This is a genomic window from Catellatospora methionotrophica (assembly GCF_011297335.1).
Classification (GTDB): Bacteria; Actinomycetota; Actinomycetes; order Mycobacteriales; family Micromonosporaceae; genus Catellatospora; species Catellatospora methionotrophica.
Genome location: NZ_JAAOTJ010000010.1, coordinates 64,405 through 79,024, shown reverse-complemented (window position 1 = coordinate 79,024; position 14,620 = coordinate 64,405). Strand labels below are relative to the sequence as shown.

13 protein-coding genes are annotated in these 14,620 nt (G+C 66.3%); 5 read left to right on the top strand and 8 right to left on the bottom strand.

What is annotated here, in order from left to right; all coding sequences use genetic code 11:
* The first annotated feature begins 136 nt into the window (after nt 1–136).
* Nucleotides 137–2,479, top strand: a complete 2,343-nt coding sequence (locus HAV40_RS22210; protein WP_166384291.1) for a glycoside hydrolase 5 family protein — start codon at nt 137–139, stop codon at nt 2,477–2,479.
* Between the two features lie 100 nt (nt 2,480–2,579).
* Here HAV40_RS22210 and HAV40_RS22205 read toward each other — a convergent pair whose 3' ends face one another.
* Nucleotides 2,580–3,068, bottom strand: a complete 489-nt coding sequence (locus HAV40_RS22205) for an HAD domain-containing protein (RefSeq protein WP_166384289.1) — start codon at nt 3,066–3,068, stop codon at nt 2,580–2,582.
* Nucleotides 3,069–3,201: 133 nt separating this feature from the next.
* Between HAV40_RS22205 and HAV40_RS22200 the strand changes: the two genes are divergently transcribed.
* Complete coding sequence (locus tag HAV40_RS22200) at nt 3,202–4,662, top strand: GGDEF domain-containing protein (protein ID WP_166384287.1); 1,461 nt, start codon at nt 3,202–3,204, stop codon at nt 4,660–4,662.
* Between the two features lie 45 nt (nt 4,663–4,707).
* Nucleotides 4,708–5,388 (top strand): DUF1345 domain-containing protein, encoded by a 681-nt coding sequence (locus tag HAV40_RS22195; protein ID WP_166384285.1) that lies wholly within the window; start codon nt 4,708–4,710, stop codon nt 5,386–5,388.
* A 94-nt stretch (nt 5,389–5,482) separates the two neighbouring features.
* Here the strand turns inward: HAV40_RS22195 and HAV40_RS22190 are convergent, their stop codons facing one another.
* The 3 genes from HAV40_RS22190 to HAV40_RS22180 form a co-directional block, all read right to left on the bottom strand.
* On the bottom strand, nt 5,483–6,649 hold the full coding sequence (locus HAV40_RS22190) for an endonuclease (RefSeq protein ID WP_166384283.1): 1,167 nt from the start codon (nt 6,647–6,649) through the stop codon (nt 5,483–5,485).
* Nucleotides 6,650–6,769: 120 nt separating this feature from the next.
* A complete protein-coding gene (locus HAV40_RS22185) occupies nt 6,770–7,654 on the bottom strand; it encodes a hypothetical protein (protein ID WP_166384281.1) in 885 nt (294 codons plus the stop codon).
* A gap of 201 nt (nt 7,655–7,855) precedes the next feature.
* The gene (locus tag HAV40_RS22180; RefSeq protein WP_166384279.1) at nt 7,856–8,881 is read right to left on the bottom strand and encodes a DUF4331 family protein; all 1,026 of its coding nucleotides are present in this window, start codon (nt 8,879–8,881) and stop codon (nt 7,856–7,858) included.
* Between the two features lie 249 nt (nt 8,882–9,130).
* On the opposite strand from HAV40_RS22180, the gene HAV40_RS22175 reads away from it, so the two are divergent.
* Entirely contained in the window at nt 9,131–9,874 is a 744-nt protein-coding gene (locus HAV40_RS22175; RefSeq protein ID WP_166384277.1) for an SDR family NAD(P)-dependent oxidoreductase, read from the top strand.
* Nucleotides 9,875–10,045: 171 nt separating this feature from the next.
* Here HAV40_RS22175 and HAV40_RS22170 read toward each other — a convergent pair whose 3' ends face one another.
* Nucleotides 10,046–10,606, bottom strand: coding sequence for a GNAT family N-acetyltransferase (locus HAV40_RS22170; protein WP_166384275.1), 561 nt, complete (start codon nt 10,604–10,606; stop codon nt 10,046–10,048).
* Nucleotides 10,603–11,388: a GntR family transcriptional regulator gene (locus HAV40_RS22165; protein WP_166384273.1), complete on the bottom strand. Its 786-nt coding sequence runs from the start codon at nt 11,386–11,388 to the stop codon at nt 10,603–10,605. Before HAV40_RS22165 ends, HAV40_RS22170 begins: the two co-directional genes overlap by 4 nt.
* A gap of 133 nt (nt 11,389–11,521) precedes the next feature.
* On the opposite strand from HAV40_RS22165, the gene HAV40_RS22160 reads away from it, so the two are divergent.
* Nucleotides 11,522–11,776, top strand: a complete 255-nt coding sequence (locus HAV40_RS22160) for a hypothetical protein (RefSeq protein WP_203672115.1) — start codon at nt 11,522–11,524, stop codon at nt 11,774–11,776.
* Between the two features lie 598 nt (nt 11,777–12,374).
* On the opposite strand, the gene HAV40_RS22155 is transcribed toward HAV40_RS22160, so the two are convergent.
* On the bottom strand, nt 12,375–13,046 hold the full coding sequence (locus HAV40_RS22155; RefSeq protein ID WP_166384271.1) for a hypothetical protein: 672 nt from the start codon (nt 13,044–13,046) through the stop codon (nt 12,375–12,377).
* Nucleotides 13,043–14,593, bottom strand: a complete 1,551-nt coding sequence (locus HAV40_RS22150) for an RNA-directed DNA polymerase (RefSeq protein ID WP_166384269.1) — start codon at nt 14,591–14,593, stop codon at nt 13,043–13,045. Before HAV40_RS22150 ends, HAV40_RS22155 begins: the two co-directional genes overlap by 4 nt.
* Nucleotides 14,594–14,620 lie beyond the last annotated feature (27 nt).

The following is a 14,620-nucleotide window of genomic DNA, read 5'->3' as shown; positions in this document are numbered from 1 at the left end:
AAGAACCGGACCCGGGGACGCCTGTGTCCGTATTGGTTGAAAGATGCGCATTAATCGAAGCACGTCGTGTTCGGGGCGCCCGGCCCCGGACGCGGCGCTCCCCCCAGAGCACCAGGAGCACAGGTAGGAGACCTGCATGAAAGCTCTTCGGCTCAACCGGCTCGCCATCCCGCTCATGATTGCGATGGTCCTCGCCGTGGCACTACCACTGCTCGTCGGCAACAAGGCGAACGCCGCCCCCGGCTTCGTCACCACCTCCGGCACGAAGTTCATGCTCGACGGCAAGCCGTTCTACGTCGCGGGCACCAACAGCCACTACCTCGGCTGGGGCACCCGCGCCGAGGTCGACTCGATGCTCGGCTACGCCGACGCCAGCAACTACAACGTCGTACGCGGCATCCTGCACTCGGTCACCGGGTCACTGGACGGCACCACCAAGCCGCACATCTGGAACCCGAACAGCACCGGCGACGCGTCCAACATGGGCATGCACGGCACGTACCTGATCTACTGGGACACGGCCACCAACACGTACGCGTTCAACCCGAGCACCGTCAACGGGCTGGGCCGCTACGACTACGTCATCGCCAAGGCCGGGCAGCTCGGCCTGAAGCTCAACATCGCGATGATGGACTTCTGGCAGTGGGCGGGCGGCACCCAGCAGATCAACTCGTGGTACATCCCCGGCTACAACGGGTCCAGCCACGCCCAGCGCTACACGTTCTTCTACAGCGACCCCCGCACCAAGCAGCTGTACAAGGACTGGGTCAGCTTCGTACTGAACCGCACCAACAGCATCACGGGCGTGAAGTACAAGGACGACCCGACCATCTTCGCCTGGGACCTGATGAACGAGCCCGAGGTCAGCTCGGTGTCGCTGGCCCAGGGCTGGTTCCAGGAGATGGCGTCGTACATCAAGGCCCAGGGCGCCCAGCAGCTGGTCACCACCGGCAGCGAGGGCTTCTACGGCGGGCAGGCGGGCTCGGACCCGAACACCGAGGCGGCCAACGTCCCGGCGATCGACTTCCAGACCTGGCACACCTACCCGACCTACCACAACATCTCCCCCGCGCAGGTCAACAACCTGATCAACCAGCACTGCGCGACGGCGGTGGCCAGCGGCAAACCTGTGCTCATGCAGGAGTTCGCCTACCCGGCCCGCAGCGCGGCGGAGAAGGTCACCCGGTCGAACATCTACAGCGGCTGGGCCGACACGATCTACAACAACAACGACTGCGCGGGCTGGCTGTCCTGGCGGGTCGAGGGCAAGGTCGTGCCCCCGGCGACCCGGCCGCACCCGCAGGACGACAACGTCAACCCCGCCACGTTCATCTGGCCGCCCGACAACGGCGAAGGCTTCTCCATCTACGGCGAACCCGACACGTCCAAGGCGCAGTACGACCCGGCGTACCAGATGTTCGCGAACCAGGCCGCACGCCTGACCGCGAAGAACGGCGGCGTCCTGCCGTCGTCACCGGCGCCCTCTCCCCCGGCCTCGCCGTCGCCGTCGCCGAGCGCGTCGCCGCCGCCCCCGGGCACGGTCAACGTCGACGACTCCATCCAGGGCACCGGGCAGAACCAGTGGAACTACAGCGGCTGGACCCACTGCACCGGCTGCAACGAGACCGCCCCGGCCACGTTCTACAACGCCAGCCAGAGCTGGAGCCTCACCGCCGGTGAGACCGCCACCCTGGCCTTCAACGGCACCCGGGTCGTCTACCGGGCCGTCACCGGCGCGAGCCACGGCATCGCCGCGGTGTCCATCGACGGCGGCACCGAGACCAACGTCGACCTCTACTCCGCGACCAAGACCGGCGACGTGGCGGTCTGGACCAGCCCGGTGCTGTCCGCGGGCAACCACACGCTGCGGATCCGCAACACCGGCACCAAGAACGCCAGCGCCTCCGGCACGGTCGTCACCCTCGACCGCGCCGTGGTCACCGGCGGGTCCACCACCTCCCCGTCACCGTCGGCACCGCCCGCCTCGCCGTCCCCGTCCACGCCGCCGGCCACCGGTTTCGTCAAGGGGATCAACCTGAACGGGCCCGCGGTCGTCGTCGAGGGCAACCAGTGGGTCAGCCAGACCACGGCCCAGTCCACCGGGTTCGCCGTCACCGGCGGCACCGCCCACACCAACACCGTCACGCCCAGCCCGCTGCCCGACTCGGCCACCGTGGACATGCTCCACACCGGCCTGCTCGGCACGGACCTGGGCACCATCTCCATGTCGCAGACCGTCGCCAACGGCACCTACCAGGTGTACGTCTGGGAGATGGAGTCCGTGCAGGGCAACACCCGCCGGTTCAACGTCACCCTGGAAGGCGTCCTCAAGGCGAGCAACCTCGGTGACCTGGCCCTGGGCCACTGGCGCGAGAACGGCGCGTACACCATCACGGTGACCGACGGCGTCCTCAACGTCAACGTCACCGGCGCCTACGGCAAGCCCGCCATCATGGGCCTGGCCATCTACCGCATCTAACCTCCGGCCCGCGCCCCGCGCGGTCCCCTTATCAAGATCGCCGTTTCCGGTCGAAAGGTGAGGTCCCGCCTCACTTCCCGACCGGAGACGGCGATCTTCGTCAGCGGGCGGCCAGCCAGGCGGCGATCGCGGCGAAGTCGGCGGAGGTCAGGCCGCGGCGCGGGTCGACGCGGTGCAGGAGGGCGCGGCCCTCATGGTTGGCCGTGACCCAGGTGCGGTCGTGGCCGGTCAGCTCGTCGTCGACCCAGACGAAGTCCCGCCCCGCCGCCCAGGCGACCAGGCCACGGGTCTTCCAGTGCACGCCGTCGCGCGGGTCGTCCTCGTCCGGCCAGTCGACGACCGGCAGCCGCGGCAGGCCCAGCCGGGGCGCGATCACCTCGTTGGCATCATCCCCCCACGTCGTGGCCCAGACCAGCTCGCACGGAAGGTCCGCCAGCGCGCGGCCATGCCCGGGATCGAGCCGCGACAGCAGCGGATGCGCATCGTCCAGCGGCGGTTCCGCGCTGCTGGGCGGCACGGTGACGCCGAACGGGATCAGCGGCCCGTCGACGTCGAGAAACAGCAGCGGCCGCTCCGGGGAATCCGACACCCGCGCAGGATAACCGCAGCGGGCACGCCCGGACTCCGGCAGCCGACCGGGTGGCCGCGCGGGAACGCCGACGCCGATCCCGATCCGCCACTACGCTGAGGACGATCTGCGACATCGGGGGAAACCGCAGGACATGACGGGTCGCCTGCTCGGTAGGGGTGTCATCGACGACGTGGCCGACGTCGCCGCGAGCTGCGACACGGTCGTGCGCGCCTGCAACGCCGCGGTGTCGGTGCTGCACGGCCACACCGGAGCCGCCGTCGACGTGCTGCTGCTCGGCCCCGGCCAGCTGTCGGTCGTCGCGTTCAGCGGCGCGTGGCAGGCCCCCGCCGCCGTGCCGAGCCACTACGGCGTCGTCGGCCACGTGCTCGCCACCGGTCGGCCCGCCGCGATCCACGACGCCTCCGTCGCGTACGCCGGTCTGCACGCCGGCCGCCCCGTCGGCTCCGTGGTCTGCGCCCCGCTCAGCGAGCCCACCGACCAGCCCATCGGCGTCGTCAACATCGAGTTCGACCACGTCGTCGCCGACCCGGTGCAGTGGGCGACCGAGCTGGCCGAGGTCGGGCGGCGGCTGCGGCACCGGATCGACGAGCTCGGCGGGCTGCCCGCCGAGTCGGCGGCGGAGCTGCTGCTGCGCCATACGCTCGGCTTCGCGGCAGCCGGCAGCGGCGCGGAGCTGGCCGCACTGGTCTGCCGGGCCGCCGTCGAACTCACCGGCCTGGGCAGCGCGACGGTCCTGGCCCGGCGGATCACCCCGCCCGGCCAGCCCCGGACTCCGCTGCGCACCAGCGCCGCCCACGTCGCCGCCGGGGCCCGCGACCTGCCCGCCCGCGTCGCCGAGCTGCCGCCCGACGTGCTGTCGGCGCTCGTCGACGCCGTCTGCCGGCACGGCGCCTCGCACACCCTCGGCGACCCCGACAGCGAGGACGTCCGCGGCTTCGAACCGCTCGTGCGGGCCGGGGTGCGGACGCTACTCGCCTTCCCGGTCCGCGCGACTGCGTTCGACCCCCGGCTGGAGGTCGCGATGCTGGTCATGGACGAGCTGGAGGTACGCGTCGAGCCGAGCACCGTCACCGTGCTGGAACTGCTGACCGCCAACGCCGCCGAATGCTACGAACGCCTCGAAACCGTGCACCAGCTGCAGTCCCTCGCCGAAACGGACCCCCTGACAGGGCTGCGCCACCTCGGCCCGTTCACCAAACGCCTGGCCAGGGCCAGGGTCGGCCGCACGGCGCTGCTCGTCATCGACGTCGACAACTTCAAACAGATCAACGACCGGCTCGGCCACGCCGAAGGCGACCGGGTGCTCGTCTCACTGGCCGCGGCCATGCGCGCCTGCCTGCGCGAGGGCGACGAGCTGTTCCGCGTCGGCGGCGACGAGTTCGTGGCGGTCCTCGACGTACCCGACGCCGCCGAGGCGGTGCGGGTCGCCGACCGGCTGGTCGCCGCCGCCCGCGAGACCGGCGGCGCGGTCAGCGCAGGGGTGGCGCTGCGCCGCCCCGGCGAACCCGCCGACGCCACCCTGCGCCGAGCCGACCTGGCCATGTACACCGCCAAGCAGGACACCCAGTACGCCGTGTGCGAGGCGGAGTGAGCCGCCACGACCGCGAGTCCCCACCCGATCGTGGAAACTGGACACATGGCCGACGTCCCGTCCCCCACGTTCTACCACCGCTGGCTGGGCTGGCACGCCCCGGCGCTGCGCCGCGCGGCCGTCGTCGCCTGCCTCGGGCTGCTCGCCGGCGCGGGACTGGCCATGATCACTACCTGGGAGCTGGCCGCGATCGGCGGCTGGAACGTGATGGCACTGACGTTCCTGCTCGCCACCTGGCCGATGATCATCAAGGCGAGCAGCAGCACCACCCGCAAACTCGCCGTACGCGAGGACGAGAGCAGGGGCTCCGCCACGCTGCTCCTGCTCGCGGCGAGCGTGGCCAGCCTGACCGGGGTGTTCGTCGCCCTGCGGCTCGCCGGGCTGACCAGCGGGTCGTCGCGCGGGGTGTTCGTCGCCGTCGCCGGGTCGACGGTCATCATGTCCTGGGTCGTGGTCAACACGGTGTTCACGCTGCGCTACGCCCACCTGTACTTCCGGACGCAGGGTGGGGCGATCCAGTTCGGATCCGACCAGTCCGACCAGCCCGACTACCGCGACTTCGCGTACGTGGCGTTCACCATCGGCATGACCTACCAGGTGTCGGACACGACGCTGCGCGACCGCCGGGTACGGCGGACCGTCCTGGTGCACGCGTTGGTGGCCTACCTGTTCGGGGTGGTGATCGTCGCGGGCGCGATCAACCTGATCGCAGGTCTGGTGCGATGACGCCGAGGACCCGGCCTGGCGGCAGCCGCACTCGATCCCGGTGACGTGATCATGATGGTGGCTCGGCGCTAACGCACCGCGGCCGCCGGACGGGTCAGCTCCAGATCGCCGCCGCCCACTCCGGGTGGTCGATGAACGGGTTGCGGTTGTGCTGCCAGTTGTTGTAGATGACCTGGTTGCGGCGCTTCTCGAAGGTGTCCGGCGGATCCTGCTGGTTCCACTGCAGCAGCACCGACAGCTTGCCGATGTAGGGCACCGACCCGTTGCTGGTGGAGTTGTTCAGCTCCAGGTTCGGCCAGCCGTCCTCGCCCTCGTACCGGATGGCCATGTACATCAGCATCCGGGCGATGTCGCCCTTGACCGCGTTGCGCGGCTCCCACGAGTCGGTGTCGGTGTAGTTGCCCGGTGCCTCGCCCACCGCCGAGCCGCCCAGGTCGAAGTCCTTGTTGCCACGGGTCGAGTTGACCGTCACGTCCTCGGGGCGCAGGTGGTGCAGGTCGGTGCCGGGGCCGGTCGCGGTGCCGAAGTCGCCGTGCGACTGCGCCCAGACGTGCTCGCGGTTCCAGTCGTTGACGCCGCCGCCGTTGGTCGTCTTGCTCTGCGAGCGCCCGCTGTAGATCAGGATCACGTTGCCGGCGTTGTTGGGATCCTGGTCGGTGGCCTTCAGCCCCTCCCACACCTGCGTGTACGTGATCTTCGTCTGCGTCTTGATGATGTTGTGCAGCGCGGTCCGCAGCGCGGGCCCGGTCTTGCCGAGCGCGCTCGCGTAGTACGTGGGGTCGTACGGCCCGGTCGAGCCGGTCGGCACCGGTGACGGCGACGAGCCGCCGCCGAGGCTCATCGCGGTCGGGTCCTTGAGCCCGCCGTGCGAGAAGTACGCCGTCAGCGTGCCCGTGACGGTGACCAGCCGACCCATCAGGCCCGGATTGCTCTGCAGCCCGAACGCGCCGCGGTAGGCGGCGGTGACCTGGACGTACAGCATGCGCGACGTGCTCGACTCGGCCGAGGAGTCGGCGATCGCGATCGCGGTGTCGCCGGTGAAGCCCGACTTGATGACGGTGTTCGTCGCGGTCGGCTGCCCGACGACGTAACCGGAGACGGCGGCGCTGCGACCGTCCTGGGCGGACAGTGCTGCGGCGACCGTCAGCGGGGCCGCCGCCGAAGCCGACATGGTGGCGGCACCCGTGGCGAGCGCGACCGCGGTGGCCAGTGCGGCGGCGAGTCGCTTGCCGCCGACAGAAGTCAGCTTCAACGCATCCATGCCCAGAATGCTATGGGTCACGGCGCTCGTACAGAAGAGGCCCGCTGTCCCATCGGGACAGTTCACTCTCCCGGCGCGGATACATCCAGCTCAGGCAGACATTCCACTGTGGTCATACCATCATCGGATCGCCCCGGTGACGTGCTGGCTCCAGCGACCCGAGGGCAGGTCCAGCGTCAGCGTGTACGGCATGTCGCCGGGCAGCTGATTGCCAGTCCGCCAGCGGACGTCCACCGGCGCGAGCGCCAGCTCGACCGCACCCGCACGGACCTGCGCGACCCTGCCGACCCAGGCACTGCTGACGGCCAGCAGTGCGGCGGCCAGCGCCACCGGCGGCTGCGGCACCACGACGTCCTCCGCCGCCAGGTCCCCGTCGATCAGCAGCGCCGTCCCGGCCCGCAACGCCAGCAGCCGGGCCAGCAGCAGCGACACGAGATCGGCCGACGCCGTCTCCAGGTTCAGATAGCAGTCGTCGTGCCCGCCGAACCACAGATTCGCACCGGCGACGGTCGGCAGCAGCGGCGCATCCGGCGCACGGGTGTTGACCGCCAGCGCCAGCTCGGCCACCTCGGCGGCCGTCAGCGTTCCGGCCACATCCAGGATCTCGATGTCGTACGGATACCACCCGTCCAGGAAACGCGGCAGCTCCGCCCACGGCATCACCAACAGGTCATCGGACCAGTACCGGGTTGCCGCCCAGCGGATGTCGTGCACCTGCGCGGCGACACCCTGCTCCCCCGCGATCCGGCCCAGCGGCAGTTGCCCGTAGTCGTCGTTCAGCCAGCTGTTCGTGCCCACGTTCAACACCACCGCCTGCCCCCGGGCGTACGCCGCCAGCAGGTCCACCAGCTCCGACGCGCTCGCCGCGGCCGCGACGACGTCGAACACGCCCCCGGCCGACGAGACACTGAACGACAGCGGAAACGGCAGCGTGCCCTCCCGGCTTCCCACCCCGTTGACCGCGAACGCCGCCGACCGGTCCACCCGGACACAGCCCTCACTCATCGGCGTACGCGTGCCGACGGCGGGTCGCAGACAGGACAGTGACTCGGAACGGTACGCAGGTCGCGGGGCACCGGTGCAGTGTAGGCGGGGCGCCGCCGGGGGTTTGGCCCTCTCGGCGCGTTGGGCGATGATCGCTATTTCGGGTCAAGATCTGCGGTTTCACCTGACGAAATGACCCGATACAGCGATCATGCGGCCCCGCTACGCCTTGACGACGTACGGGAAGGCGGTGGTGCGAAGGCGGTCGTTGGTGGACGGGCTCAGGCCGTCCGGGGTGGCTTTGCCCAGGACCAGGGAGAACATGACCTCGGGGGCGTTGTCGGCGAGTGAGCGGCCGTTGATGCCCGCGAACCCGAACGAGGCCGGAGTGCCGACGACGTACGGCATCACCTCGGGAAAGATCCGATGCATGACGGTCCAGCCGTAGCCCTGCGGATCGGCTGAGTTGCCGTTGGCGGCGACGACGGCGGCGATCTGGTCGGCGATGTACTTGCCCGCGCCCTCGCGGTCCTCCGACGGGTGACGGTCGTTGGCCGGGTTGGAGAAGTCCGCGTCGGTCGGCCAGAAGATCGGCCACATCATCGGCAGGCCGAACCGGTTGATCTGCCGCCATCCCCCGGCGTCGGTCGCCAGCTTCGTCGCGCCCCACACGGCCACCCGCGCACCGGGATGCAGCACCGGATGCTCGTGGGAGACCTCGACGACGATCGCCTGCACGGTCGTGTTCGCGAACGAGTTCGTCGCGCGCTGCGGATCCCAGGCCGCGCCGTCGATCCTGCTGCCCTGGGCGACGGCGGCGTTGATCGTCGCGAGCTGGCCGAGGTCGATGTAGAACGGGTCGGCGACCCGGCCGGTCCAGACACGTACGCCCCCTCCGGTGACCTCCTCGCCGGTGCGCCCGGTCGCCAGCACGGTGCCCGTCGCGCCGTCGTCGCGAGCCTCGTCGCCGGTGAGGCTGGACACCGTGATGGTCTGCCTGCCGTCGGCGTCGGGCTCGGCGTCGGCGGCGATACGCAGGGTCAACTGCTCGAAGGGGCTGTCGTCGACGTGGACCTTGAACTCGTACCGGGCCTCGGGGTGCAGCCCCGCCTGTACGTCGGGGCCGGTGATGGTCGAGTTGACGTCGAGGATGAAGACGGTCGACGCGTCGCCCTGGAAGACGTAGAGATCGTCGATGTAGAGGCGCCCGTTCTGCCGGGCAAGTGGGGTATCGAGGTGGTGGGACATGGTTCGCACCCTTCCTACCTAGGCATCCTTCGAAAGCTATCAGCGCAGGTGGAGCAGCGTTCGACATCCGGGGAACGCGACGGGTCGGCGCATCGCGCGAGTCGATTCGTGTGACGGGTGGTGATCAGTGCCGGATTTCGGGCTCTTGATCGGGAAGCCGCGTGGCCCATCGTGGCCTGCGGTTCCTGCCGAGAATGCGCCGTCTGGTTCCCGCCAGACCCACAAGGCGGGGTCCAGCAGGCTTGGCTCATGAGCAGAGTTCTTGACGGAAAAGTGGCATTGGTTACGGGTGGCAGCAGGGGCATCGGGGCGGCGGTCGCGTTGCGCCTGGCCGAGGACGGTGCCGACGTGGCACTGACGTACCAGCAGAACGCCGACCGGGCGGAACAGGTGGTCGAGCAGATCAAGGCCGCTGGACGCCGCGCGCTGGCCGTGCGGGCCGACAGTGCCGACACGGCCGCGCTCACCGCGGCGGTCGACCAGGTCGCGGCCGAGTTCGGGCGGCTCGACATCCTCGTCAACAACGCGGGGATCTACCTCACCGGGCCGGTCGAAGACCTCGGCGTGGCCGACTTCGATCTGACCGTCGCCGTCAACGTCCGCGCGCCGTTCGTCGCCGCCAGAGCGGCCGCCGGGCACATGGTCAACGGCGGCCGGATCATCAACATCGGCAGCAACGTCGCACAGCGGACGACGTTCCCCGGCCACAGCCTGTATGCGATGAGCAAGACGGCTCTGATCGGGCTGACCAAGGGGCTCGGTCGTGAACTGGGGCCGCGTGGGATCACGGTGAACCTGGTCCACCCCGGTCCGACCGACACGGACGCGAACCCGGCCGACGGCCCGTACGCCGAAGTGATCAAGGGCTTCACGGCTGTCGGGCGCTACGGCGCACCGGCCGACATCGCGGCAGCGGTCGCGTTCCTCGCCCGCGACGACAGCCGTTACGTCACTGGTGCGACGATCGACGCCGACGGCGGGTTCGCGATCTAGCAGTTCGTTGCGGTGCCCGCCAAGGAACGCGCTGGTGGGCACCGCAGCCCTGCCCGGTGGGTCAGCCGCCGTACTCGTCGACGTCCAGCACGGCGTGGGTGCGCATGAGGAAGTCGAGCACCCGCGCGTCGAGGTGCCAGCCGAACAGCTTGAGGTCCACCGGTAGAGGCGTCATGACCAATCTTCTTTGAGACGTGTTCCGCGATAAGGCTGAGCTGGGCGCTGGAAGCAGGCACCAGACACACGGCTGGTAACGGTGCGGACGTGTTCGAAGCCGAGCCCTGTGTAGTACGCGTGTAGGTCGGTGTTGCTAGTCCAGGCGTCAAGACGCAACCAGAGGACCCCAGCGTCATAGGCGCTTCCTGCGGCCCAGTCCAGCAGTTCGGAACCCAGTCCTGCACCGGAGTATCCGAGAGGAACCATCATCTTCGAGGCGTAGAGAGCGTTGACTGGATCGTCGATCGGATGCCAGATGGCGTCCGCGTCCGGTGTTCGGTCGGACTTCCACAGCCCGTCGAGGTCGGTGAACGCAGCCAGCGTGATCGAACCCGCCGGTACGTCATCGTCCCAGACCAGCCATGTCTGGCCCGCTTGGATCGCCGCAGCCACCGCCGAGCGAGGCCATGGCGTCTGCCACTGAGCCTGGCCGCGTTCAGCCAGCCAGGCCGCGCGCTGAGTGCGCCAGTCGAGGATGGTGTCGATGTCTCGCAACCGCGCACGCCGAATGATCATCGACGGAGCCTGGCGATGGTTTCGATGTCGCCGTGAGCCGAGATCAGCCGGACCTTGTCCGCTGCGAACACAGCCGCTGAGATGCGCAGCGGCCGATCAGCGGTGTAGCCGGTCAGCACGTTGTGCAAGACCGGTGTACCCGCCACGACGGGGATCTGCAACAGCACGGCCTCGACCGGGGTGGGCATACGGGCGCTGGTCGTGGTCAGCGCGGCAACCTGGTGGTAGCCACGCTCCCTCAGCAGTTTGGTCGTCCCCTGGGCGATGTTGTGCGGGCTGAACAGCTGCGGAACCTTCTCACACAACCACTGTGGATACCACGAGTCCTGGATCGAATGCGGCACACCGTCGACGAGACGCAGACATCGGCGCACGGCAGCCGTACTACCCACGTCGACGTGCAGCAGAGCAGCGTAATCAGCCGGCATCGGCTCGACCCGAGTGGAAAACTCCTGGCTGGGCTCATGCCCCTGTTCGCGCACCGTGCGGAAGAAGAGATCAGCCTCTGAGGTGGTGCTCATCGGCTGGTCATCGCGCCACGCGTAGGCCTCGATCATCACCTGCTCACGGACGAACACGCCACCACCACGCCCTGGGCGGCGTTCAACCAGCCCAGCCGCTTGTAGCACGTCGGTCGCGTCTCTCACCGTCGGACGAGACACCCCGTATGCAGCTTGGAGCTCTTCCTCCGTGGGCAGCTTCGCACCAGGTGGCAGCCCACCGTCGTCGATCTGGCGGCGCAGTTGTTCTGCGATTCGCTGGTACTTCGGCTGGCCCGGCACGTCGACCCACCCCTCATCCGAAAACGTCCTAACCAATCTAGCGGCAACCCTTGACCAACCAAAGAGGACAATGCAAAGGTAATTACCAATCTGATGTCACAGCCGGTCGATCATAGATCGACGAGGAGTCGCCATGAGCAGTCCAGTGGACCTTGCGAACGAAATGCAGACCGTTCTTCGCGCCCTCGAACAGGCCCGCGTGCTTGTCGCTGGACTCGACCAGGCGGACACCGCTCGCAAACTCGCTAACAAGGTGGCGTACTCACCGCTGCGCACGCTTCTCGAACACGCCGAGCAGGCCGCCGCGCGCGTTGTCGGCCATCTCGGCACACAGGTGCCGTCACCGCTTGACCAGCCCTGCTTGAGCAGGGACGGCGGACCACTGTAGGAGCCGGTGCCGGGACGGCCCATGGCTCGCACCCCGACCGTCCCGGCACCCACCTCGGAAAGAAGGCAACACATGTTCGTCCTGAGCGCCGTCGCCGGGCTCATCGCCGGGCTCCTGATCGGGGTACTGACTCGTCCGCGCCGAACCCGTGAACCGGCCGGTGTACCGATCACATGGTGTGGCAACTGCGGCCAGCCAACGTCCGCCTTGTGCTACGAGCACAAGCAACGAGTGTTACGGGCAGTGCGAGAGCTAAAAGGAGCCTCTGGTCTCGATGCACCAACCCATCTGACCTGAGTGGAACTGCGAAGGCCACGTGGCCCAGTGGGTCTGTCACCCGACGGTCCGTAGCCGCGCCGCCGATCGAAAGAGTGCTCGTCGACCGCCAGCGCTAATCTCACGTACTCAATCGAAGTAGCAATACCCAATTATGCGCGCTAGCTGTTGGCCACCCCAGTGGGCGGTCGGGCGACGCGGTGCAGCACGTGACGGTCGCACTCAAACACCGACGGCGGTAAACCGCAGAAGCACGACCATGAGTCGTGACGTCGCTCATTCCCCTTGCGATGTGCTCGCTCGCACGGTTACGGCGTTCAGTTCATACGGATACCTGCATGCCGACCATGCTGTCGATGAGGTCCTGCATCAGTTCGCTGCCAGAGCGTCCTCCGACGCTAAACGACACTTCATTCAATGTCGTTGTGAATAGTCGAGCCCGGCGAGGGTTATAAAGACTCAATCTGTCTACCGATCTGCCGGATGCATAAAGCATTGCCGAATATGTTAAAAGCTGGCGAATGTCTGTTGACCTAAAGGGCCGTGTTACTGCTTTTATCTCAGCTAGGTGACCTTCATCCTTAATGTCACCAAAGGCCGCGTCAACAATCCCGCAGCCAGGCACAGAGTAGAAAAACTTCGGATCGGCCAAATTACCACAATATAGTTGTATGTTCTGCTGCACTAGAGTTGTCTCAGTGCGCTCGGAGCGCGTTAATGGAAGATCGCCGAATTGACCTCTTGGTAGTAGTGCTAGCATTTCGCTGGCCTTGACTTCAGCGTCTAAGTTCTCTTCGAAGAGCGGAGCTTCTACAGCAGCTCGCCGGAACGCCGTTTCAGCTATGAGGGCGTTCCTGTTCGGGTGATTTTGAACCATCACTTGGCGCCCATAGGACGTTTCATGGAGGTTGATCCAACGTACCAACTGTTCCATCATCGGCGCGTGCTGCCGCCATAATGATGCTTGGAGTGAAAAGCGGCGAACCGAAATCATACCGGAATCACCCAGGCGGGACTTGCCGAGCGTGCCGCCGCCCAGTCCTGGGCTATAGCATCCAGAGTATCGACAGGCACCCTGTTTGCTCCCCGCCAATGCCTTCCCTCGTCGCCTAGGCGATAGCTACTAAGCCGGAACGCCCTTCTAACCCAAGCGTGATCTACGCCAAAGGAATGCTTCCTTTCGCTAAGCCAGTACCTAACATCCCATTTCGCAAGAGTTAGCATGACATCGCGTTGAATGTTGGGGGCTGACTGAGTCCCGTAACCATGCGGCTCATCGTACAAGCGAATTAGCAGGCGCTCGTTTTCTACGGAGTGATGGGAGGCCAGAACCCGCACCATGTAGGACAGGTTAAGGTCGTTCTTAGCTATATAATGGCCATCAGTAATCAGCTGCCTAATCGCACGGTGGATCGAGTTTATAGCACCTATATCACGAGTATCGTCGAGACATTGACGGATTGAGAGCATCACTTGAGGTACGACTGGCGCCAGGGTGTCGATGTTGTCGAGCAGAGAAACAACTGCCTGAATCCGACTCGATTCGTCTAAATAACGCAGCGCACCAACGAGCTTCTTAGTAAGCGCAACATGTACTCTTCCCTTGGTGATCTCCTCGCGCAGCAGGCCGAGAATGTCGAACTCTGCGACCTGAGCCATCATTCTCTCGTAGTCTTCGACTGCGGTGGTAGAGTAGGGATCGAAGTGGAGTCTGAGGCCCAGAAACTTGCCGGGTCCACCTGGTTCCGCAATTTGATTAGGCTCTGTGACGAGTTGATACTCGGCGGAGGTCATGATCCGGGTCTTGGCCTTTTGCAGCGAAAACCCTTCGTTCCTCATTAATTTCTCTGAAAGCATTCCGATGCACCGGTGTGCTGACTGAAGATCCTTGACAAAGAACCGGTAATCATCTGCGTACCGACAGAACTCTCCAAGGTGCGGGTCGGCCATCAGTAGCCTGTCAACGCGATTCAGCACGAGTTCGGAAAGCAAACGAGCCGCATTTCCGCCTACCGGGAGTCCGTAGGACGTGCCGTTGCTCAATTTTGTTAAAATGGCGATGATCTGCTTGGTACGAGTGAGACCAGAGTCGTCCACCTCACGCAGGGCATTGTCAAGCCGATGATGGTAGATGCGCGAATAGAAATCAGCTATATCGACGCTGACGATGTAGGCGTGCTGACTGGCTAGCTCGTAGCAGCGCTCTTGAAACTTACCCCAACCGTCGATCTCGAAGACCCCCGACAACGAGGTGTCGTCATATCGGTAGGAAAATACAGTTTGTTCTGCCGGATCTATTCTAGCCGCCTCGATCTTGGGCGCTAGTGATAGTACGAGAGATAAGAGATAGGCGTTCCACAAAGGGTCAATCGGCGTTGCCCATCTATAGCCAGTATAGCCAATCGGAGCAAGGCATGAATAACTTGCAAGAGGAATCCGGTCGAGGGATCCGTTAAAGTCGACCGACATCTTCTCAATTAAATCTGATATCTCATTGGCGCGATCGTGAAACACGTGATTCTCGATTGGATACGGGAACACGTCAGTGTCGCCTCGGTTCGCGACGTT

Bases quoted from the DNA above. Each gene is read 5' to 3' on its own strand.
- HAV40_RS22210 (WP_166384291.1), top strand. From the start codon at position 137: ATGAAAGCTCTTCGGCTCAACCGGCTCGCCATCCCGCTCATGATTGCG.
- HAV40_RS22200 (WP_166384287.1), top strand. From the start codon at position 3,202: ATGACGGGTCGCCTGCTCGGTAGGGGTGTCATCGACGACGTGGCCGAC.
- HAV40_RS22195 (WP_166384285.1), top strand. From the start codon at position 4,708: ATGGCCGACGTCCCGTCCCCCACGTTCTACCACCGCTGGCTGGGCTGG.
- HAV40_RS22190 (WP_166384283.1), bottom strand. From the start codon at position 6,649: ATGGATGCGTTGAAGCTGACTTCTGTCGGCGGCAAGCGACTCGCCGCC.
- HAV40_RS22185 (WP_166384281.1), bottom strand. From the start codon at position 7,654: ATGAGTGAGGGCTGTGTCCGGGTGGACCGGTCGGCGGCGTTCGCGGTC.
- HAV40_RS22180 (WP_166384279.1), bottom strand. From the start codon at position 8,881: ATGTCCCACCACCTCGATACCCCACTTGCCCGGCAGAACGGGCGCCTC.
- HAV40_RS22175 (WP_166384277.1), top strand. From the start codon at position 9,131: ATGAGCAGAGTTCTTGACGGAAAAGTGGCATTGGTTACGGGTGGCAGC.
- HAV40_RS22170 (WP_166384275.1), bottom strand. From the start codon at position 10,606: ATGATCATTCGGCGTGCGCGGTTGCGAGACATCGACACCATCCTCGAC.
- HAV40_RS22160 (WP_203672115.1), top strand. From the start codon at position 11,522: ATGAGCAGTCCAGTGGACCTTGCGAACGAAATGCAGACCGTTCTTCGC.
- HAV40_RS22155 (WP_166384271.1), bottom strand. From the start codon at position 13,046: ATGATTTCGGTTCGCCGCTTTTCACTCCAAGCATCATTATGGCGGCAG.